The following is a 19,124-nucleotide window of genomic DNA, read 5'->3' as shown; positions in this document are numbered from 1 at the left end:
GGGCCGCTTTGCGGCCCATCGCGACACAAGGCCGCTCCTACAGGGGACCGCATCAGTGCATGTTACGCGGCCCCCTGTAGGAGCGGCCTTGTGTCGCGATGGGCTGCAAAGCAGCCCCAATAACTGGCAACGCGGTCACAACGCCCGATACTGCATCCTGAACCCCAGGCTCATTGCTTCCCCCCGCTGCAACAGCCTCAACCCCGGCCGCCCCGGCAGGTGATGCGCATTGACCGGGTGGCTAACCGGTTCAAAGCAGAAAAACCCTTGCCCCTGCGGGCAGAACAGCAAAAAGTGCTCGGCCCCGCTGGCGCTGCACGCCAACCGATACCCAGCCCCCGGCTGTTCGATCACACACTCCCCCGGCCAACCACTGAAGGCGTGATCAACCACCGTCTCCGGCAGGCTGCCCAATGTTTCAAACCGCCACTGCTCCGGCACCTCGGCCTGATACGACGGCAGCCTCCCGGCTTCGGCCAGCCACACCTTGCGCGCTGCCGCATACAGCCTGGTATCGGGGTACCGCGGAAAGTAAGGGTGCAGCCCCAGCCCGTACCAGTTGGCCGACTCATCCAGGTGCGTTACATGCAAGTCCAGGTTCAGGCAGCCTTCCTGCAGCTGCACATCCAGCGTGGCCTGGTAGGCAAACGGTACGGCACTGTCCAGCGTCAACCGGGCACGGCGCTCGCTGTGATGCTCCACTTGCCAGGCCTGCTGCCAGGCGCTGCCATGAATCGGGTAAGGGTCATGCCCGGTGTTCGCTGCCAGTGCCTGCCAGCCCTCGGGCCGGGCAAAGCCACCCTCGGCAATGCGATTGGACCATGGCGCCAGCGGGTAGCAAGCCAGGCGCCGCGGTGTGCCGCTGGCCAAGGCATCGCCATCGGTGTGGCGCAGCAGCGCCTGCCCGGTCGCCTTGACCTGCCAGTTGACCAGGCTTGCGCCCAGCTTCGGGGCCAGGCTCAGGCGGGTCAGGCGGTCCTGCAGGTACAGTTCGGTCACAGCCATTCAAGCTCCTTTGCAAAAGCGTCAGCCGGGGCGCCGGTAAGTGAGCAGCACGATGCCGCACACCACCACGGCACCGCCGAGTAATTGCAGGGTACCCAACTGCTGGTCGAGCAAGGCCCAACCCAGCAGCAAGGTCGCGATAGGTTCGACATTCATCACCGGCGCGTTCTGTGCCATGTTCAGCCGCGGCACGCAGACGAACAGCAAGGTGAAGGCCAGGCCATACAGCACCACCAGGCTCGCCAGCGCCGTCCAGCCGCTGCTGCTGCCCGGCAGCGACAAGCCGGACGGCATTACGCCGCTTGCGCCTGCGACCAGCATGCTGGAGAACACGATCAGCAGGGTCAGCAAGCTGCGCACCGGCCCGCGCACGGCAGCCAGCTTGTGGTCGGTGATCCACAAGGCGCAGGCGAAGGCACAGGCGGCGCCGAAGGCCAGGCTGACACCCAGCGCCCAGTGCGGGTTGGCTTCGCTGCTGTCGGCCAGGCGTGCCGGCACGTCCAGCGCCAGCACCAGGCCGCACAGGATCAGGCCCATGAACAGCACCGTGCGGCCGGTGGGCCGAGCACCGCCCAGCGCCCAGGTGAGCAATGCCAGCAGCATCGGGAAGGTGTTGCCCACCAGCAGCGCCAGGGCTACCGGAATGCGCGCCACCGCCGAGTACAGGCACAGGCTCTGGGTGGCGATCAGCAGGCCAAGCAACAACTGCCAGCGGCGGGTGCCGGAGGGTAGGGCCAGGGCCTGGCGTTGCCACAGCAGCAAGCCGGCCAGGACCAGGAACGTGATGCCCGAGCGGCAGAGGATGGCCAGCAGCACGCCGGTGCCGTCATCGAAGGCGATGCGTGCGGCGATGTGGTTACCGGCGAAGGAGCAGGCCAGCAACGCCAGCAGGGCGATGGCCAGCTTGCGTGGGAACAGAGGGACAGCAGAGGAGGGGACAGCCATGTGCAGGATCCGTTTGCAGGTAGATTTTCCAGCCGCATCGCGGTCGTTGTAGGAGCGGCCTTGTGTCGCGATCGGGCCGCAAAGCGGCCCCAGCACTATCAGCATCAACGCCGAAATCCTGGGGCCGCCTTGCGGCCCGATCGCGACACAAGGCCGCTCCTACAGGGACCAAAAGTGCAGTTACAACACCACGCTAGGCAGCCACAGCGAGATGGCCGGAATGTAGGTCACCGCCATCAGCACCAGGAACAGCGCCAAGTAGAACGGCAGCAACGCCTTCACCGTCGATTCGATACTCACCTTGCCAATCGCCGAGCCAACGAACAACACCGCCCCCACCGGCGGGGTTATCAGCCCGATCCCCAGGTTCACCAGCATGATCATGCCAAAGTGCACCGGGTCCACGCCGATACCGGTAATCACCGGCAGCAGGATCGGGGTCAGGATCAGGATCAGCGGCGCCATGTCCATCACCGTGCCCAGCAGCAACAGCATGAAGTTGATGCACATCAGGATCACATAGCGGTTGTCCGACAGGGTCAGGAACGCCGTGGTGATCTTCGACGGGATCTGCATCAGCGTCATCACGTAGCCAAAGCTGGCGGCGAAGCCGATCAGGATCATCACGATCGAGATGGTACGCACCGTGCGGTGCATCAGCTTGGGCAGGTCACGCCACTTGTAGTCACGGTAGATGAACATGGTCACGAAGAACGACCACACCACCGCCACGGCCGCCGATTCGGTGGCGGTGAACACCCCCGAAAGGATGCCGCCCAGGATGATGACCATGGCCATCAGCCCCCACAGCGCCTCGCCGGCAATCTTCAGCGCCTGGCGCAGCGGGATCACTTCGCCCTTGGGGTAGTTGCGCTTCTTGGCGAAGATCAGGCACAGGCCCATCATCACCGCGCTCAGCAGCAAGCCGGGCATTACACCGGCCATGAACAGCGAGGCAATCGATACCGTGCCGCCTGCGGCCAACGAATACAGCACCGAGTTGTGGCTGGGCGGGGTCAGCAATGCCTGTACCGAGCCGCTGACGGTGACGGCGGTGGAGAACTCGCGCGGGTAACCCTTGCGCTCCATCTCCGGGATCAGCACCGAACCCACCGACGCGGTGTCGGCCACCGACGAGCCGGAAATCGCGCCAAAGAACGTCGAGGCCATGATGTTGACCAGCGACAGCCCACCACGCACGAAGCCCACCAGCACCCCGGCAAACGCCACCAGCCGTCGTGACATGCCGCCTTCGGCCATGATCGCGCCAGCCAGTACGAAGAACGGAATCGCCAGCAGCGAAAACTTGTTAACGCCACTGGCCACCTGGATCATCATCGCCTGCAGCGGGATGTCGATCCACCAGGCACCGACCAGCGCCGACAGGCCCAGGGCGTAGGCCACCGGCATGCCCAGCAGGATGAGCACGATGAAGCTGCCCAACAGAATGAACGCATCCATTTATGCCGCTCCTTCACTTTCTTCCAGCTGGTCGAAGCGCACCACCTTGCGGTGGCTCTGGTCGCCCAGCAGCAGTTTTTCCAGCACGAACACCAGGGTCAGGACGCCACCGACCGGGATCGGCGCATAGGTCATGCCCACCCGCACACCCGGCAGGGAGGCCAGAAACTGGTTCCAGGTGGTGATGCACAGCTTGGTGCCGTAGTAGGTCATGAACACGCACACCAGAATCATCAACACCTGCACCAGCAGCGCCACCAGCCGGCGCTGCAGCGGCGGCAGGCGGTCGGTGATCATCGCCACCGCCATGTGCGCACCGGCGCGGTAGCTGGCGGCGGCGCCGACAAAGCTGAATACCACCATCAGCAGGATGGCCACCGGCTCCGGCCAGCTGGAGCCGGTGCCGAGCACGTAGCGGGCAAAGATGCCCCACGGGATGATCAGCGACATGGTCAGGATCGACAGGCCGGCGACCCAGATACAGGCGCGGTACAGCGTGTCGTTGGCACGCAGAAAGAGGTTTTTCATGGGCATCACCAAAGCGGCAGGGCGGCGGGCGCCGCACTGCCGAGGTCGTTCAGGAAAGGGCCGCGCTTACTGGACGGCGTCGATGCGCTTCATCAGGTCGGCGTACTGCGCGCCGTATTTCTCGCGCACCGATGCGGTGGCGTCGTAGAACGGCTTCTTGTCCACGGTGATGAACTCGACACCGGCAGCCTTGAGCTTCTCCTCGCTGGCGGCAGACTTGGCGTCCCACAGCGCACGCTCTTCCATCTGCGCCTCACGTGCGACTTTCTTCACCAGCACCTGCTGCTCGGGGGTGAGCTTGTTCCAGGTGGTTTTGGACATTACCACCGGCTCCGGCAGGATCAGGTGGCCGGTCAGGGTGTAGTACTTGGCGCTCTGGAAGTGGTTGTGCTCAAGCAGGGTCGGCGGGTTGTTCTCGGCACCGTCGATCACCCCGGTCTGCAGGGCGCTGAAGATTTCCCCGGTGTCCATGGCAATGCCGTTGCCGCCCATGGCGTTCATCATGTCGATGAACAGCGGGTTGCCCTGCACGCGAATCTTCATGCCCTTGAGGTCTTCCAGGCTGCGCACCGGCTTTTTGGTGTAGATGCTGCGCGAGCCGCCGTCCATCCAGGCCAGGGCCACCAGGTTGAAGTCGGAGTTGGTGATCTTGTCGAGGATCTCCTGGCCGATCTCGCCGTCGATGATCTTGCGCATGTGGTCATGGTCGCGGAACACGAACGGCATGTTGAACACGTTCACATCCGGTACCACCGGGCCGACGATCCCCAGGCTCACGCGGGTCATCTGTACGGCACCGATCTGTGCCTGCTCGATCACTTCCTTCTCCGAGCCCAGCACACCGCCGGCGAACATCTTGAAGGTGATGTCGCCATTGCTGGCTTGTTCCAGCTTTTTGCCCATGTTCTGCTCGGCGACCACGGTCGGGTAGCCGGCAGGGTGGATTTCGGCGAACTTGATGTCCAGCGCCGAGGCGGGCATCGCCACGCTGAAGGCGAACGGGAGTACGGCAAGAAGCAGCTTGCGTTTGAACGTCATGATGAAACTCCGTGGTTTTTATTATCCGGTTTCGGGCGTGCAAAGAGTGTTGTGGTGTTGGCAGTGAGGCTCAGCCCCGGTAGGCAGGTTCCTCCAGGCCCTGGGTGCCAGGGTTGAGGGCAAATACCCCGCCAGCCAGTGGCTGGTCGCTGAGGTCGATGCCCGCGGGGCGGATCGAGGTGACATACAGGGTGTCGAGGTTGGCGCCGCCGAAGGCGCACATCGCCGGCTTTTTCACCGGCACGCTGAGCGAGCGGTCGAGGCGGCCGTCGGGGGTGAAGCGGTGAACCTGCCCGGCGTCGTTACCGCAGATCCAGTAGCAGCCGTCCTGGTCGATGGCGGCACCGTCGGGGCGGCCCGGGTAGCCGCGCATGTCGACGAACAGCCGCTTGTTGTGCGGCGTGCCGCTGTCGGTGTCGTAGTCGAAGGCCCAGACCTTCTGCACATTGGGGTGCGAGTCGGACAGGTACATGCGCTTGCCATCGGGGCTGAAGGCCAGGCCGTTGGGCACGATCATGCCGTCTTGCTGCAGGTGCAAACTGCCTTCGCCGTCATGCCGGTACAGCGCGCCGACATGGGCGCCTTGCTGCATGTCCAGCAGCATGGTGCCGGCCCAGAAGCGGCCCTGGCGGTCGCAGCGGCCATCGTTGAAGCGCATGCCGGGCTGGGCATGCTGCACGCTGCTGAGCAGTTGGCTGTGCAGGCTGCCATCGGCTTTTGCCTGGAGCTGGAAAATGCCGCTTTCCATGCCCGCCACCCAGCCGTCGCCGCTACGGGCGATGCAGGCAAGCATCTCGTCGCCCTGCCAGACCTGGTGCGTGCCATCGGCCGCCTGCCAGCGGTGCAGCTGGCGCGCGGGAATGTCGACCCAGTACAGGGCCTGTTCGCGGGGGTGCCACACGGGGCTTTCGCCGGTGCCGTTGCGGGCGTCGACGATCAGTTCGCAGTTCATGGCCGTGCCTCCTGGCGTGGGTGGGGTCAGTTGAACGGGCCGGCCACGGCGAAGGCGCCGCCCTGGTAGACCATGCTCGGGTCATCGGCGGCGGGCGCCGGCTGGGCTTCCACGGCGGCGCGGAAGGGTTCCGAACTGTCTTTGGGTGCATAGCCCAAGTGCTCGGCATGGCGGTTGTCCCACCACACGGTGCGGTTGTCGGAGGCGCCGTAGACGATGGTATGGCCAACGTCGGGGGTGAACAGCCCGCGCTCGATCAGCTGCACCAGGTCGTCATAGCTCAGCCAGGTACAGAGCATGCGCGGGTTCTGTGGCTGCGGGAACGACGAGCCGATGCGGATGCTGACGGTCTCGATGCCGTAGCGGTCGAAGTAGAAGCTGGCGACATCCTCGCCATAGCACTTGGACAGCCCGTAGTAGCTGTCGGGGCGGCGCGGGGAGTGGGCGTCGATGCGCTCGTCCTGGCGGTAGAAACCGATGGTGTGGTTGGAGCTGGCGAAGATGATGCGCTTCACCCCATGCTTGCGCGCCGCCTCGTAGACATGGAATACGCCACAGATGTTGGGGCCGAGGATGTCTTCGAACGAATGCTCGGTGGACACGCCGCCGAAGTGGATGATGGCATCGACGCCTTCGACCAGGGCATGCACCGCAGCCTTGTCGGCCAGGTCGCAGGTAATGACCTCTTCATGCGGGCCTGCGGCAGGTGCCATGGGGCTGATGTCGGAAAGGCGCAGGACCTCGGCGTAGCCTTGCAGGCGTTCGCGAAGGACCTTGCCCAGGCCGCCTGCGGCTCCGGTGAGCAGCAGGCGATTGAGGGGGGTAGTGGTCATGGCCGGCTCTTGTTGTTAATTGTTGTAGGTTGTCGTATGACTAAGCTGATTATTGGCGGTGGGTTTGAATATTGTCAATGAGGCCTGTGTCTCTTTTGCTGGCCTCTTCGCGGGTAAACCCGCTCCCACAGGGGATAGCAGTTCTTCTGACCTGCGCGATACTTGTGGGAGCGGGTTCACCCGCGAACACGGGCGAAGCCCGTGCCATCCAGCCGCAGGTTTTGATCAAAGCAACGACAACGGGTAGTTGAAGATCAACCGGTTCTCATCAAACTCGTTATTGCTGTAATCCCGACGAATCGACGAGTTACGCCACTTCACACTCAAATCCTTGAACGCCCCACTCTGGATCACATACGCCAGCTCCGTCTCTCGCACCCACTCCTTGCCATCGGTCACCACCCCGCTGTGCACGTCGCGCCCGCTGATATAGCGGTTCATCAAGGTCAGCCCCGGTACCCCGACGGTGACGAAGTTGAAGTCATGGCGCACCTGCCACGAGCGTTCGTTGGCGTTGTCGAAGCTGGAGTTGTAGCTGTCGTTGGCCAGGGTGCCGCCACTGGTGCCGTTGACCCGCATCCAGGTATCGCCATCGACCTTCTGCAGCCCGACCCAGAAGGTGCTGCCACCGTACTTGGCCGAGAACATCCCCGAGTAGGTCTTGTTGTCCAGCTCGCCAGCGCGTTTGGAACCATCGTCATCGCCGTGGAAGTAGCCCAGGTTGGCGCCCAGGGTCCAGTCACCCACCGGCTGGCTGTGGCTAAGTTGCAGGTACTGCTGCTGGTACACATCCTTCAGCACCGCATTCCACAACCCGACCAATGTGCGGTCCTGGTTGAACTTGTACTCGCCACCGACAAAGTTGAAACGGTCCGACACCCCACCGCCGTAGCTCATGTCTTCCATGCTGGCGTCGTTGCGCGGGCTGTTGCCGCGGAACTGCCCGCCATACACAGTCAGCCCGGCAATCTCGTTGGAGGTAACCTGCCCGCCACGGAACGTCTGCGGCAACGAACGCCCGTCGTCCGAGCGCAGAATCGGCAGCACCGGCATGCACTCGCCGATCTTCAACTCGGTTTTGGAAATCCGCGCCTTGCCTGCTACTGCCAGGCGCCCATAGTCATCCGCCGGCTTGCCATCGTCATGACGCGGCAGCAATGCCGTGCCATAGGTACCGCCACCGCCATCCAGCTTGACCGACCACAGCCCCAGCACATCCACGCCGAAGCCGATCGGCCCCTCGGTGAACCCCGAACGGGCATCGAGAATGAAGCTTTGCGTCCATTCCTCGGCCTTGCTTTGCGGGTTGCTCGGGTTGGTGAAGTTGCGGTTGATGTAGAAGTTGCGCAGGCCAAGGGTGGCCTTGCTGTCCTCGACAAAACCCGCTGCCAGGCTGGTGCCTGGCAAGCCGGCGATAACCCCGGCGCCAAGCAGGGCGAAGGGCAGGGTGTGGCAGATTTTCATTATTGTTGTGCTCCCGAAGGGTATGGCAGCCCGTCCACCGGGCACGCACAAGCGGCCTGCGGCAGGGGCGGGTAGGTAACGGGCCGGTCAGGGCCAGGGGTAAAAACGCGGTAACCGGGCGCTAGGTACTCGAGGGGGTACGCCAGCAGGCCGCGGGAAGAGGGGTATGCAACAGACGTGGGTGTAGCGGGATGGGTGTCGACATGGGTTCGTCCACTGATTGTTGTTTTTGTTATGTGTTGTCGTACAACTGTGGGCGATTATTAGCAAGTGAGAGAGAGGCTGTCAACGCATAGTGGCCTAATGATTACAGGTTAGATACCCGTGAATTAACGCGTAGCGGCTCTATTTCGCTCGCTGTGAAGAGATACGATGACAACTGCTTTGTTGGCAAACCGGACACATGGTTTACAAATTCCCCCGACCTGGCAGTGGCACCCACCGCTCACTTGCGCTATCTTCAAATCAGGCCTCGCCCTCGACCACTTAGACTGGCATGTCCAGTCCCGGCATCCTCGTTGGTGCCGTACCCCCCTTGTCGGCGTGGGCGGGGCCCCTTATTTACGGACTGTCCGCGCAAGGTGGGCCGAGGCGATAAGCCGAAGCGGTGGCCGGACCTGTTTTACCAACCGTCGATCAAAGCGCCCATGGCGCTTTTTTCGTTTCGGGCCCTGGCGGATTCTTGCCGATATTGCCCACAAATCTCCCGTGATACGCGATCCCATGTAGGAGCGGCCTTGTGTCGCGAAAGGGCCGCACAGCGGCCCCGGCAATGGCACAGGCGATAGCATTTTTGGGGCCGCCCTCACAGTGATTTGCGCCAACTGCTCAAAAGAAATTGAAACATTGATCACTTTCGGAATACACAACCACCAGTGCAGAATCCACCCGCATGCTGCAATGACAAACGCCTTTACCCGAGGGCCGATCCATGGCTTCCATCACCCTGCGCATTGACGACGAACTCATGGCCCAAGCCTACAAACAGCTAGAGCGTTTAGGCGTAACCCCCTCCGAACTCATTCACCAGGTCCTGCAATATGTTGCAGAGCAGGGCAGACTGCCCTCCGAACTAGCGCAGATAGCCGAGGAGGATGAAGACCTGATCGCGACTGTAAATGAGCGGCTCACCTCCCCGCAGCGTATGAAAATGACGCTGGATGACCTTTAACCTCGACTCCTGTGGGAGCGGGCGTGCCCGCGAAGAATGCGACGCGGTAAATGGCACCGGCTTCGCCGGTGTTCGCGGGTAACTCCGCATACCAGCTGGTCATACAAATTAGGGCCGCTTTGCGGCCCTTCGCCGAACAAGCCAGCTCCCACAGGTACAGCGTAGGGCTTGAAATCAATGCGGTTGGGGGGGGAATGGTCTTGCATGGTTCTTCCGGCCAGCACTGGCCCTTGTAGGAGCGGCCTTGCGTCGCGATGGGCTGCGCAGCAGTCCCAGCAATTTGTGCATCTGTGCGGAAACCCTGGGGCTGCTGCGCAGCCCATCGCGACGCAAGGCCGCTCCTACAGGTCCTGTGCCTGCCTTGAGGGTGATGCAGGCCAGCTGGTGGGTTGCCGGCGATGGGCTGCAAAGCAGCCCTGGTTACCTGTTCTTGCAGGCTAACTCAATCACTCCAGCAAGCTCAGCCCCCCTGTGGGAGCGGGTTCACCCGCGAAGAGGCCCCCACAGGCAAATCCGCCCGCTAAACCCCATGCATCCGCAACGCCCGCTGCGCACACTCCCGCCAACTCAACCTACGCATCTGCACCGGCCCCAGCGGGTCAACCTCCCCAGCCAGCACCACCGGCATATCCCGCATCCTCACCCAAGGGGGATATTGGGTGTGCGCTTTCAGGTGCATGTATTAGGGGTTGCGATGCTGCACAGATCGAGCGCCGCCCGCGCGGCGCTCGATCCCAAAGGCGATAAAAATGTTATGCCAAGCACCTCTCAGCCGAGATGCTCTATCAGAGCAGCCAATAAAAAAGGCTGCCATTCGGCAGCCTTCTCGATGCTCAGCCCGGACGATCAGTCCCAGCTCAAAGCACCACCGGTCTGATACTCAATCACCCGCGTCTCAAAGAAGTTCTTCTCCTTCTTCAAGTCCATGATCTCGCTCATCCATGGGAACGGGTTGGTAGTCCCCGGGTACTCTTCCTTCAAACCAATCTGGGTCAAACGACGGTTGGCGATGAACTTGAGGTAGTCCTCCATCATCGCTGCGTTCATGCCCAGTACCCCGCGTGGCATGGTGTCACGGGCGTATTCGATCTCCAGCTGGGTCCCTTGCAGGATCATCTGGGTCGCTTCTTCCTTCATCGCCGCGTCCCACAGGTGCGGGTTCTCGATCTTGATCTGGTTGATCACGTCGATACCGAAGTTCAGGTGCATCGACTCGTCACGCAGGATGTACTGGAACTGCTCGGCCACGCCGGTCATCTTGTTGCGGCGGCCCATGGACAGGATCTGGGTGAAGCCGCAGTAGAAGAAGATGCCTTCCAGTACGCAGTAGTAGGCGATCAGGTTGCGCAGCAGCTCTTTGTCGGTTTCGACAGTACCGGTGTTGAATTCCGGGTCGGAGATGGCGCGGGTGTACTTCAGGCCCCAGGCGGCTTTCTTCGCGACCGACGGGATCTCGTGGTACATGTTGAAGATCTCGCCTTCATCCATGCCCAGCGACTCGATGCAGTACTGGTAGGCGTGGGTGTGGATCGCCTCTTCGAAGGCCTGGCGCAGGATGTACTGGCGGCACTCGGGGTTGGTGATCAGGCGGTACACGGCCAGGGCCAGGTTGTTGGCAACCAGCGAGTCGGCGGTGGAGAAGAAGCCGAGGTTGCGCATGACGATGCGGCGCTCGTCTTCGGTCAGGCCGTCCTGGCTCTTCCACAGGGCGATGTCGGCGGTCATGTTGACCTCTTGCGGCATCCAGTGGTTGGCGCAGCCGTCCAGGTACTTCTGCCAGGCCCAGTCGTACTTGAACGGTACCAGCTGGTTGAGGTCGGCACGGCAGTTGATCATGCGCTTTTCGTCAACGGCAACACGGGCCGAGGAGCCTTCCAGCTCGGCCAGGCCTTCAGCAACGTCGAGGGCGTCGAGGGCTGCCTTGGCACGTTTGACCGCGTCGGAGTCAGCAGCGGTGGCCGCACGGGCTTCCAGGGCGGCGGCACCGCCGGCGCTGTCGAGCTTGTCGAGGGTGGCGGCGGCAGCGGCCTGCGCAGGGTTGTTGCCTTTGGCGGCTACTTCGCCGTCTTCTTTGTCGAATTCGTCCCAGCTCAGCATGGTTTGGCTCCTGCTTGAGGGTTGCCCTGGGGCAACCGCTTGGATTTAAAGAATGTGATGCCTGACGCAAGGCCGTAACGGCGAATGGACAGCTCGAGAGGCTGACTCTCGTTTACATCTGAATGTGTTCTGGCTTGTACCTGGCCAGGCCTCGGGGAGGGGCCAGGACAATTGAATGGTGCTCTTTTCAGAGGGGGCGAAGTATATCGGATTTCGCCTTGGATCGGGGCGCGTGTCTTGCGGGCGAGGGTAACTTTTTCGACCGGAATTGCGTGCGTCCGTTCACCGGGTTTGTGTGGCTTGCCATGGGGAGGGAGTGTAGCGGCAAAAAGCGGATGACACTACATGTTGTGGCATTTTATTTTTTAAAACACATCATGTTGGGTTGGCGCGATCCTTGTAGGAGCGGCCTTGTGTCGCGTAAGGGCCGCATGGCGGCCCCGGCAATTCATGCGGCGAAGCTGCAATCCTGGGGGCGCTTCGCACCCCTATCGCGACACAAGGCCGCTCCTACAGGGAGCGCGTCAGCTGCGATGGTTATGCAGCGTTTCGACGATGTGTGTCTTGGGGTGCTTGCGTGCCTGCTCCACCGTGGTGAAGCGGCCGGTTTCAGCGTTGCGGCCAATCTTGCGAGATGCCAGTTTTTTCCGCGCCATGGGCTTACATCCTTTTGTGAGAAGTCCTGTTCTTTTACCGAGCCGCGTGAGCGCTGGGCAAAGGGCAAGGTTTCTCCGGGGCGCAGATACAAAAATGCCGCGCGGGGCACCCAAGGGCACCCCGCGCGGCATTCAGGCCTTACTGGCAGGCTTCGCAGTCAGGCTCGTCGATCGCGCAGGCCTTCGGCACTGGCGCTGGGCCGGCTGCCTGGACCGGGGCGCTGTCGCCACCGCTAGAAACGGCGTTGAGCTTGCCGGTGTTGATGGTCGACTTCTCGGTGCTGGTCGCGGCCAGGGCACGGAGGTAGTAGGTGGTTTTCAGGCCACGGTACCAGGCCATGCGGTAGGTCACGTCCAGCTTCTTGCCCGAGGCGCCAGCGATGTACAGGTTCAGCGACTGAGCCTGGTCGATCCACTTCTGGCGACGGGAAGCTGCGTCGACGATCCACTTGGTTTCAACTTCGAACGCAGTGGCGTACAGGTCTTTCAGCTCTTGCGGGATACGCTCGATCTGCTGCACCGAACCGTCGTAGTACTTCAGGTCGTTGATCATGACCGAGTCCCACAGGCCGCGGGCCTTCAGGTCGCGAACCAGGTACGGGTTGATCACGGTGAACTCGCCCGACAGGTTCGATTTCACGTACAGGTTCTGGTAGGTCGGCTCGATCGACTGCGATACGCCAGTGATGTTGGCAATGGTCGCGGTTGGCGCGATGGCCATGATGTTCGAGTTACGAATACCTTTCTGTACGCGGGCACGGACCGGTGCCCAGTCCAGGCTCTCGTTCAGGTCGACGTCGATGTACTTCTGGCCACGGGCTTCGATCAGGATCTGTTGCGAGTCCAGCGGCAGGATGCCCTTGGACCACAGCGAGCCCTGGAAGGTCTCGTAGGCGCCACGCTCGTCGGCCAGGTCACAGGAAGCCTGGATGGCGAAGTAGCTGACCGCTTCCATCGACTTGTCGGCGAACTCGACGGCAGCATCGGAGCCGTACGGAATGTGCTGCAGGTACAGCGCATCCTGGAAGCCCATGATGCCCAGGCCGACCGGGCGGTGCTTGAAGTTCGAGTTACGCGCTTGCGGCACCGAGTAGTAGTTGATGTCGATCACGTTGTCGAGCATGCGCACGGCGGTGTTCACGGTGCGTTGCAGCTTGGCGGTGTCCAGCTTGCCGTCGACAATGTGGTTCGGCAGGTTGATCGAGCCCAGGTTGCAGACCGCGATCTCGTCCTTGTTGGTGTTCAGGGTGATCTCGGTGCACAGGTTCGAGCTGTGGACCACGCCCACGTGCTGCTGCGGCGAACGCAGGTTGCACGGGTCCTTGAAGGTCAGCCATGGGTGGCCGGTCTCGAACAGCATCGACAGCATCTTGCGCCACAGGTCTTTGGCCTGGATGGTCTTGAACACCTTGATCTTGTTGTACTCGGTCAGGGCTTCGTAGTACTCGTAACGATCTTCGAAGGCCTTGCCGGTCAGGTCGTGCAGGTCTGGCACTTCCGATGGCGAGAACAGGGTCCACTTGCCGTCGTCGAAGACACGCTTCATGAACAGGTCAGGGATCCAGTTGGCGGTGTTCATGTCGTGGGTACGACGGCGGTCATCACCGGTGTTCTTGCGCAGCTCGATGAACTCTTCGATGTCCAGGTGCCAGGTTTCCAGGTAGGCACACACCGCGCCTTTGCGCTTGCCACCCTGGTTCACGGCAACGGCAGTGTCGTTGACCACTTTCAGGAACGGTACGACGCCCTGGGATTTACCGTTGGTGCCCTTGATGTACGAGCCCAGCGCACGGACCGGGGTCCAGTCGTTGCCCAGGCCGCCGGCGAATTTCGACAGCATGGCGTTGTCGTGGATCGCGTGGTAGATGCCCGACAGGTCGTCCGGCACGGTGGTCAGGTAGCAGCTGGAAAGCTGCGGGCGCAGGGTGCCGGCGTTGAACAGGGTCGGGGTCGAGGCCATGTAGTCGAACGACGACAACAGGTTGTAGAACTCGATCGCACGGGCTTCCTTGTCTTTCTCTTCCAGCGCCAGGCCCATGGCCACACGCATGAAGAACACCTGCGGCAGCTCGAAGCGCACGCCATCCTTGTGGATGAAGTAGCGGTCGTACAGGGTTTGCAGGCCCAGGTAGGTGAACTGCTGGTCGCGCTCGTGGTTGATTGCCTTGCCCAGTTTGTCCAGGTCGAAGTTGGCCAGGGCAGGGTTCAGCAGTTCAAATTCGATACCTTTGGCGACATAGGCCGGCAGGGCCTTGGCGTACAGGTCGGCCATCTCGTGGTGGGTGGCGCTGTCGGCCACTTCCAGGAAGCCCAGGCCTTCGGCGCGCAGGGTGTCCATCAGCAGGCGGGCGGTAACGAACGAGTAGTTCGGCTCGCGCTCTACCAGGGTGCGGGCGGTCATTACCAGGGCGGTGTTGACGTCCTTGATGGCCACGCCGTCGTACAGGTTCTTCAGGGTTTCGCGCTGGATCAGGTCGCCATCGACTTCGGCCAGGCCTTCGCAGGCTTCGCTGATGATGGTGTTCAGGCGGGCCATGTCGAGTGGTGCCAGGCTGCCGTCGGCCAGGGTGATGCGGATGGACGGGTGCGGCTCGACCACGGCGTCGGTGTTGGCGCGGGTGGCACGTTCCTTGGCGCGTTGGTCGCGGTAGATCACGTAGTCACGGGCAACTTTCTGCTCGCCGGCGCGCATCAGGGCCAGTTCGACCTGGTCCTGGATTTCTTCGATGTGGATGGTGCCACCCGATGGCATGCGACGCTTGAACGTGGCGGTAACCTGCTCGGTCAGGCGCGCGACGGTGTCGTGGATGCGCGACGAGGCGGCGGCGGTGCCGCCTTCAACTGCAAGGAACGCCTTGGTGATGGCAACGGTGATCTTGTCGTCGGTGTACGGGACGACAGTGCCGTTACGCTTGATCACGCGCAGTTGGCCGGGGGCGGTGGCAGCCAGATCCTGGTTGGAATCGGCGGCCTGCGGCACCTGGGCCTGCGGGTTCTCGCGAGTTGTGTCGGTTTGCATGGGTGGGTGTCTCCACAGTTTCTATATTGTTCAGGCGCCTTTTGGGCGCCCACCGTTCCGTCCACTTGCTCGATAACCTCGCAGGGATGCGCAATGGCATGCGCATCCGCCCGCGCGGGCGTACCGACTTCGGGACAGACTCAGGAATAAGTGGCAATGGCTTGCCGCTCCCTGGCCGAAGTCAAAGGTTCTGGGCTGGGCCCAAAAACTGTTGCTGATGAGTGCCAGGCCTGGCCTGCAACACCCATACCCGAACAAGGCCCCGGAAGGGCTTGCCTCGGTCGCCTCCGCAGGAGCGGTTTGGCTGCTGAAATCACCTGAAGTTCCACCCGCAAAATCGCTTGATCTTGCGGGTTGACTTTTGTGTGTGATTTTGCACGAACCCCTATATCTAGTGGTTCGCTGCGTTCGGGATACAAGATAATGCGGTATTGGGGGCTTTGCAAGGCGAGCGCCTGTGGATAACTTGTGTGTACTTTGTGAGTGAATGGTGGGTATTCGCTGTAGGCCTTGTGCCAAGTGGTTTGCAGTATTTTTCTGCGCCCTGGCGCCCCGGAGCAGTTTTTTTCGGGGGCGCACCCTACCACAAAAAACGGTTCAGTCGAGGGGCCTGTGGGCGGGTTGGCAGTGCTTATGGTGGGACGTAGTATCCGAGGAGGATGTTGCCTTTTGGTTAAAGGGTTATGTTGCCTGTGCCGGCCCTTTCGCGGGTGAACCCGCTCCCACAGGTAATGAGCAGTTCACCCTGTGGGAGCGGGTTCACCCGCGAAAGGGCCGGCACAGGCAATACAAAAACAACAAGCAAAGGCCAGCGGCATGGACCCAACCCAACCCCGTATCCTCATTGTCGAAGACGACCAGCGCCTGGCCGAGCTCACCGCCGAGTACCTGCAGGCCAACGGCTTCGATGTCGCGGTGGAGGGCGATGGCGCCCGCGCCGCACGGCGCATCGTGGACAGCCAGCCCGACCTGGTCATCCTCGACCTGATGCTGCCCGGCGAAGACGGCCTGAGCATCTGCCGCCGGGTGCGCAGCCAGTACCCCGGGCCGATCCTCATGCTTACCGCCCGCAGTGACGAACTCGACCAGGTCCAGGGCCTGGACCTGGGCGCCGACGATTACGTGTGCAAACCGGTGCGCCCGCGCCTGCTGCTGGCGCGCATCCAGGCCCTGCTGCGCCGCAGCGACGCGGTCGACAGCAAGCGCCACGACCTGGCCTTTGGCGCACTGCGCATCGACAACCGCCTGCGCGAGGCGCGCCTGGGCGAACAGTTGATCGAGCTGACCGGCGCCGAATTCGACCTGCTCTGGCTGCTGGCCAGCAACGCCGGGCGGGTGCTGAGCCGCGAGCAGATCTTCACTGCGTTGCGCGGCGTCGGCTACGACGGCCAGGACCGTTCCATCGACATCCGCATCTCAAAGATACGCCCGAAGATAGGCGATGATCCCATCCAGCCGCGGCTGATCAAGACCCTGCGCAGCAAGGGCTACCTGTTCGTTGGCGAGGCGCCATGAACAATTCGATCTTCTTGCGCATCTACGGCGGCATGCTGGCCGTGCTGGTGCTGGTGGCCCTGCTGGGCGTGCTCAGCCTGCACCTGGTCAACGAAGTGCGCGCCGCGCAGCACCGCGAGGGCCTGGCCCAGGGCACCTTCAGCCTGATGGCCGACAACCTGGCCCTGCAGAACGACACCGAACGCAAGCGCTCGTTGCTGATATGGGAGCGCCTGCTCGGCGTGCCGCTGGCGCTGCAGCCGATGACCGCGCGCAGCCTCGACGGCGGCCAGCGGACGCGCCTGTACCGTGGCCTGGTGGTGGTCGAGAAGACCGGCCCGCATGCGGCGCAAGTGCTGCGCAAGGTCGGCCAGGAAGACCTGATGCTGGTGGCGCAGATCAAACAGATCAGCGAGCAACTGGCGCGGGCTACCCTTTATCTGTTGGCCGATGAACTGGTGCGCTACCCGGTGACCGAACAGCAACAACGTCTGGCGCAGATAAAGCAGGAAAAGGGCTTCGGCTTCGGCGTCGCCCTGCAGCGTATCGAACGGGTCAGCCTGGACGATGACCAGCGGCGCCGGGTCGAGGAAGGCGACACAGTGATGGCGCTGGGCAGGGATGGCGATTCGATCCGGGTGTTTGCCGGGCTCACCGGCTCGCCCTGGGTGCTGGAAATCGGCCCGCTGTACCAGCTCAACCCGTACCCGCCGCAGTTGCTTATCCTGATCGCGTTCCTTGGCCTGTGCCTGATCGGCCTGGTGGTCTACCTGCTGGTGCGCCAGCTGGAGCGCCGCGTGTCTGGCCTGGAACTGGCCGCCACGCGCATCGCCCAAGGCAGCCTGGACACCCGCGTGCCGGCCGGCGACGCCGACTCGGTGGGGCGCCTGGCCGCCGCCTTCAACGGCATGGCCGAGCACCTGCAACGCTCGCTGACCATGCAGCGCGAACTGGTGCGGGCGGTGTCTCACGAGCTGCGCACGCCGGTGGCGCGCCTGCGTTTTGGCCTGGAGATGATTGAAAGCGCCAGTACCGAGCAGGCGCGTGCCAAGCACCTGGCCGGTATGGATGGCGATATCCAGGACCTCGACAAGCTGGTCGACGAGATGCTCACCTACGCCCGCCTGGAGCAGGGCGCACCGGCCTTGCAATTCCAGCAGGTCGACCTGGATGCCTTGCTTGACCGGGTGATCGCAGAGCTGGCGCCGCTGCGTGCCGATGTGCGCGTGGTGCGCGGTGACTGCCAGGGTGCGGATGCCGACGGCGCCTGGGTCGAGGCCGAGCCGCGCTACCTGCACCGGGCGCTGCAGAACCTGGTCGGCAATGCCATGCGCCATGCCGAATCACAGGTGCGCCTGAGCTACCAGTTGGGGCAGCAACGCTGCCGCATCGATGTGGAGGACGACGGCCCAGGCATACCCGAGGGTGTCTGGGACCGCATCTTCACGCCGTTCACCCGGCTCGACGACAGCCGTACCCGCGCCTCGGGCGGGCATGGCCTGGGCCTGTCGATCGTGCGCCGGATCATCTACTGGCACGCCGGGCGGGCCACCGTAGGGCGCAGTGAAGCGCTGGGCGGTGCTTGCTTCAGCCTGAGCTGGCCGCGGCAGCAGGCACCGCAGTAACGGTCAGACGCTGACCAGGCTGAGCAGGTGGCCGTCCTGCAGGCAGAACTGGCCTTGCAGCTCTGCGCCCTGTTGCCACTGCGGCGACAAGTCGGTAAGCAGGCGCAGGCGCGCCTGGCCCTCGGCGGACCACTCGAGCACTTCGGCGTGTTCGAAGTAGAAGCGCTGACGGGTCAGCGGGTAAAGGGTCTTGAACAGGCTTTCCTTCAGCGAGAACGTCAGGGTGACCGTCAGCCCGAGCTGGCGGCGGTCGAGGCGTTCAAGCTCGACGGGGGTGAGGATTTCAGCCATCAGCCGCTCGGCGCGCTCGTCATCTAGCAGGGCTTCCTGGTCCAGGCCAAGGCCTTGGCAACTGCCCTCGGCGGCGACCACGGCGGCGGCCCAGCCTTTGCCGTGGGTGATCGAACCACGGATGCCGCTGGGCCAGATGGGCGAGCGGTCTTCGTGGGTGCCGGGTATGTAATCGCGGCCGTCCAGGCGCTGCAGGGCGGCGCGGGCGCATACGCGGCCGGCCAGATACTCGGCCTGGCGCTTGGCCACCGAGCGTTGCAGGCTGGCGCTGGGTACGATGCCGGCGCGCTGGAAGTCGTCAGGTGCCAGGTGGGCGGGATCGAAGGCACAGCTGACCAGCACCGCGCCGGGCAGTGGGCGGGGCAGGGGCCAGTGGTGCTGGAGCGGGGCGCAGCAGGCGGGGAGTGTGTTCATGGGGGCTATTGTGCCAGCTGTGCAGGCGCTAAGGGAGCAGGCGTGGCAACTCGCCCCTGTAAGGGCGGTTTTTGTGGGAGCGGGGGGGGGGGGGGGGGGGGGGGGGGCGGGGGGGCGGCGGGGGGCCGGGG

Annotated in this window: 15 protein-coding genes; 3 read left to right on the top strand and 12 right to left on the bottom strand. The window is 63.1% G+C overall.

Going from position 1 to position 19,124, the window contains the following annotated elements:
• Positions 1 to 135: 135 nt before the first annotated feature.
• The 8 genes from IAE39_RS25050 to IAE39_RS25015 form a co-directional block, all read right to left on the bottom strand.
• Positions 136 to 1,005: an aldose 1-epimerase gene (locus tag IAE39_RS25050; protein ID WP_201207193.1), complete on the bottom strand. Its 870-nt coding sequence runs from the start codon at positions 1,003 to 1,005 to the stop codon at positions 136 to 138.
• 21 nt (positions 1,006 to 1,026) lie between these two features.
• Positions 1,027 to 1,950, bottom strand: coding sequence for an EamA family transporter (locus IAE39_RS25045; protein ID WP_201207192.1), 924 nt, complete (start codon positions 1,948 to 1,950; stop codon positions 1,027 to 1,029).
• A 180-nt stretch (positions 1,951 to 2,130) separates the two neighbouring features.
• Complete coding sequence (locus tag IAE39_RS25040; RefSeq protein WP_201207191.1) at positions 2,131 to 3,411, bottom strand: TRAP transporter large permease; 1,281 nt, start codon at positions 3,409 to 3,411, stop codon at positions 2,131 to 2,133.
• Positions 3,412 to 3,939 carry a TRAP transporter small permease gene (locus IAE39_RS25035; RefSeq protein ID WP_201207190.1) on the bottom strand — a complete coding sequence of 176 codons (528 nt, stop codon included), beginning with the start codon at positions 3,937 to 3,939 and terminating at the stop codon, positions 3,412 to 3,414.
• Between the two features lie 66 nt (positions 3,940 to 4,005).
• Positions 4,006 to 4,977 carry a TRAP transporter substrate-binding protein gene (locus IAE39_RS25030; RefSeq protein ID WP_012051448.1) on the bottom strand — a complete coding sequence of 324 codons (972 nt, stop codon included), beginning with the start codon at positions 4,975 to 4,977 and terminating at the stop codon, positions 4,006 to 4,008.
• A 70-nt stretch (positions 4,978 to 5,047) separates the two neighbouring features.
• Positions 5,048 to 5,929 (bottom strand): glucurono-1,5-lactonase, encoded by an 882-nt coding sequence (locus IAE39_RS25025; protein WP_201207189.1) that lies wholly within the window; start codon positions 5,927 to 5,929, stop codon positions 5,048 to 5,050.
• 26 nt (positions 5,930 to 5,955) lie between these two features.
• Positions 5,956 to 6,762 carry an NAD-dependent epimerase/dehydratase family protein gene (locus tag IAE39_RS25020; RefSeq protein WP_201207188.1) on the bottom strand — a complete coding sequence of 269 codons (807 nt, stop codon included), beginning with the start codon at positions 6,760 to 6,762 and terminating at the stop codon, positions 5,956 to 5,958.
• Between the two features lie 225 nt (positions 6,763 to 6,987).
• The gene (locus IAE39_RS25015; RefSeq protein WP_201207187.1) at positions 6,988 to 8,226 is read right to left on the bottom strand and encodes an OprD family porin; all 1,239 of its coding nucleotides are present in this window, start codon (positions 8,224 to 8,226) and stop codon (positions 6,988 to 6,990) included.
• Between the two features lie 931 nt (positions 8,227 to 9,157).
• Between IAE39_RS25015 and IAE39_RS25010 the strand changes: the two genes are divergently transcribed.
• Complete coding sequence (locus tag IAE39_RS25010; protein ID WP_201207186.1) at positions 9,158 to 9,397, top strand: type II toxin-antitoxin system RelB/DinJ family antitoxin; 240 nt, start codon at positions 9,158 to 9,160, stop codon at positions 9,395 to 9,397.
• Positions 9,398 to 10,243: 846 nt separating this feature from the next.
• Here the strand turns inward: IAE39_RS25010 and IAE39_RS25005 are convergent.
• The 3 genes from IAE39_RS25005 to IAE39_RS25000 form a co-directional block, all read right to left on the bottom strand.
• The gene (locus IAE39_RS25005; RefSeq protein ID WP_029885549.1) at positions 10,244 to 11,494 is read right to left on the bottom strand and encodes a ribonucleotide-diphosphate reductase subunit beta; all 1,251 of its coding nucleotides are present in this window, start codon (positions 11,492 to 11,494) and stop codon (positions 10,244 to 10,246) included.
• A gap of 524 nt (positions 11,495 to 12,018) precedes the next feature.
• On the bottom strand, positions 12,019 to 12,150 hold the full coding sequence (locus IAE39_RS29930; protein ID WP_268934184.1) for a hypothetical protein: 132 nt from the start codon (positions 12,148 to 12,150) through the stop codon (positions 12,019 to 12,021).
• A 139-nt stretch (positions 12,151 to 12,289) separates the two neighbouring features.
• Positions 12,290 to 15,169: a ribonucleoside-diphosphate reductase subunit alpha gene (locus IAE39_RS25000; RefSeq protein WP_201207185.1), complete on the bottom strand. Its 2,880-nt coding sequence runs from the start codon at positions 15,167 to 15,169 to the stop codon at positions 12,290 to 12,292.
• Positions 15,170 to 15,985: 816 nt separating this feature from the next.
• Between IAE39_RS25000 and IAE39_RS24995 the strand changes: the two genes are divergently transcribed.
• Together IAE39_RS24995 and IAE39_RS24990 are read left to right on the top strand one after the other, a co-directional pair.
• Positions 15,986 to 16,684, top strand: coding sequence for a response regulator transcription factor (locus IAE39_RS24995; protein WP_201207184.1), 699 nt, complete (start codon positions 15,986 to 15,988; stop codon positions 16,682 to 16,684).
• Positions 16,681 to 18,288, top strand: a complete 1,608-nt coding sequence (locus tag IAE39_RS24990) for an ATP-binding protein (RefSeq protein ID WP_201207183.1) — start codon at positions 16,681 to 16,683, stop codon at positions 18,286 to 18,288. Before IAE39_RS24995 ends, IAE39_RS24990 begins: the two co-directional genes overlap by 4 nt.
• 3 nt (positions 18,289 to 18,291) lie before the next feature.
• Here the strand turns inward: IAE39_RS24990 and IAE39_RS24985 are convergent, their stop codons facing one another.
• Positions 18,292 to 18,993 (bottom strand): 4'-phosphopantetheinyl transferase family protein, encoded by a 702-nt coding sequence (locus tag IAE39_RS24985; RefSeq protein ID WP_201207182.1) that lies wholly within the window; start codon positions 18,991 to 18,993, stop codon positions 18,292 to 18,294.
• Positions 18,994 to 19,124: the final 131 nt, after the last annotated feature.

This window comes from Pseudomonas sp. S37 (genome assembly GCF_016658545.1).
Taxonomy (GTDB): domain Bacteria; phylum Pseudomonadota; class Gammaproteobacteria; order Pseudomonadales; family Pseudomonadaceae; genus Aquipseudomonas.
Note: the sequence above shows the minus strand (reverse complement) of the source record. Positions and strands in the feature narration are given on the sequence as shown.

Excerpts from the sequence above, each read along its gene's own strand:
- IAE39_RS25050 (WP_201207193.1), bottom strand. The coding sequence starts at position 1,005 with ATGGCTGTGACCGAACTGTACCTGCAGGACCGCCTGACCCGCCTGAGC.
- IAE39_RS25045 (WP_201207192.1), bottom strand. The coding sequence starts at position 1,950 with ATGGCTGTCCCCTCCTCTGCTGTCCCTCTGTTCCCACGCAAGCTGGCC.
- IAE39_RS25040 (WP_201207191.1), bottom strand. The coding sequence starts at position 3,411 with ATGGATGCGTTCATTCTGTTGGGCAGCTTCATCGTGCTCATCCTGCTG.
- IAE39_RS25035 (WP_201207190.1), bottom strand. The coding sequence starts at position 3,939 with ATGAAAAACCTCTTTCTGCGTGCCAACGACACGCTGTACCGCGCCTGT.
- IAE39_RS25030 (WP_012051448.1), bottom strand. The coding sequence starts at position 4,977 with ATGACGTTCAAACGCAAGCTGCTTCTTGCCGTACTCCCGTTCGCCTTC.
- IAE39_RS25025 (WP_201207189.1), bottom strand. The coding sequence starts at position 5,929 with ATGAACTGCGAACTGATCGTCGACGCCCGCAACGGCACCGGCGAAAGC.
- IAE39_RS25020 (WP_201207188.1), bottom strand. The coding sequence starts at position 6,762 with ATGACCACTACCCCCCTCAATCGCCTGCTGCTCACCGGAGCCGCAGGC.
- IAE39_RS25015 (WP_201207187.1), bottom strand. The coding sequence starts at position 8,226 with ATGAAAATCTGCCACACCCTGCCCTTCGCCCTGCTTGGCGCCGGGGTT.
- IAE39_RS25010 (WP_201207186.1), top strand. The coding sequence starts at position 9,158 with ATGGCTTCCATCACCCTGCGCATTGACGACGAACTCATGGCCCAAGCC.
- IAE39_RS25005 (WP_029885549.1), bottom strand. The coding sequence starts at position 11,494 with ATGCTGAGCTGGGACGAATTCGACAAAGAAGACGGCGAAGTAGCCGCC.
- IAE39_RS29930 (WP_268934184.1), bottom strand. The coding sequence starts at position 12,150 with ATGGCGCGGAAAAAACTGGCATCTCGCAAGATTGGCCGCAACGCTGAA.
- IAE39_RS25000 (WP_201207185.1), bottom strand. The coding sequence starts at position 15,169 with ATGCAAACCGACACAACTCGCGAGAACCCGCAGGCCCAGGTGCCGCAG.
- IAE39_RS24995 (WP_201207184.1), top strand. The coding sequence starts at position 15,986 with ATGGACCCAACCCAACCCCGTATCCTCATTGTCGAAGACGACCAGCGC.
- IAE39_RS24990 (WP_201207183.1), top strand. The coding sequence starts at position 16,681 with ATGAACAATTCGATCTTCTTGCGCATCTACGGCGGCATGCTGGCCGTG.
- IAE39_RS24985 (WP_201207182.1), bottom strand. The coding sequence starts at position 18,993 with ATGAACACACTCCCCGCCTGCTGCGCCCCGCTCCAGCACCACTGGCCC.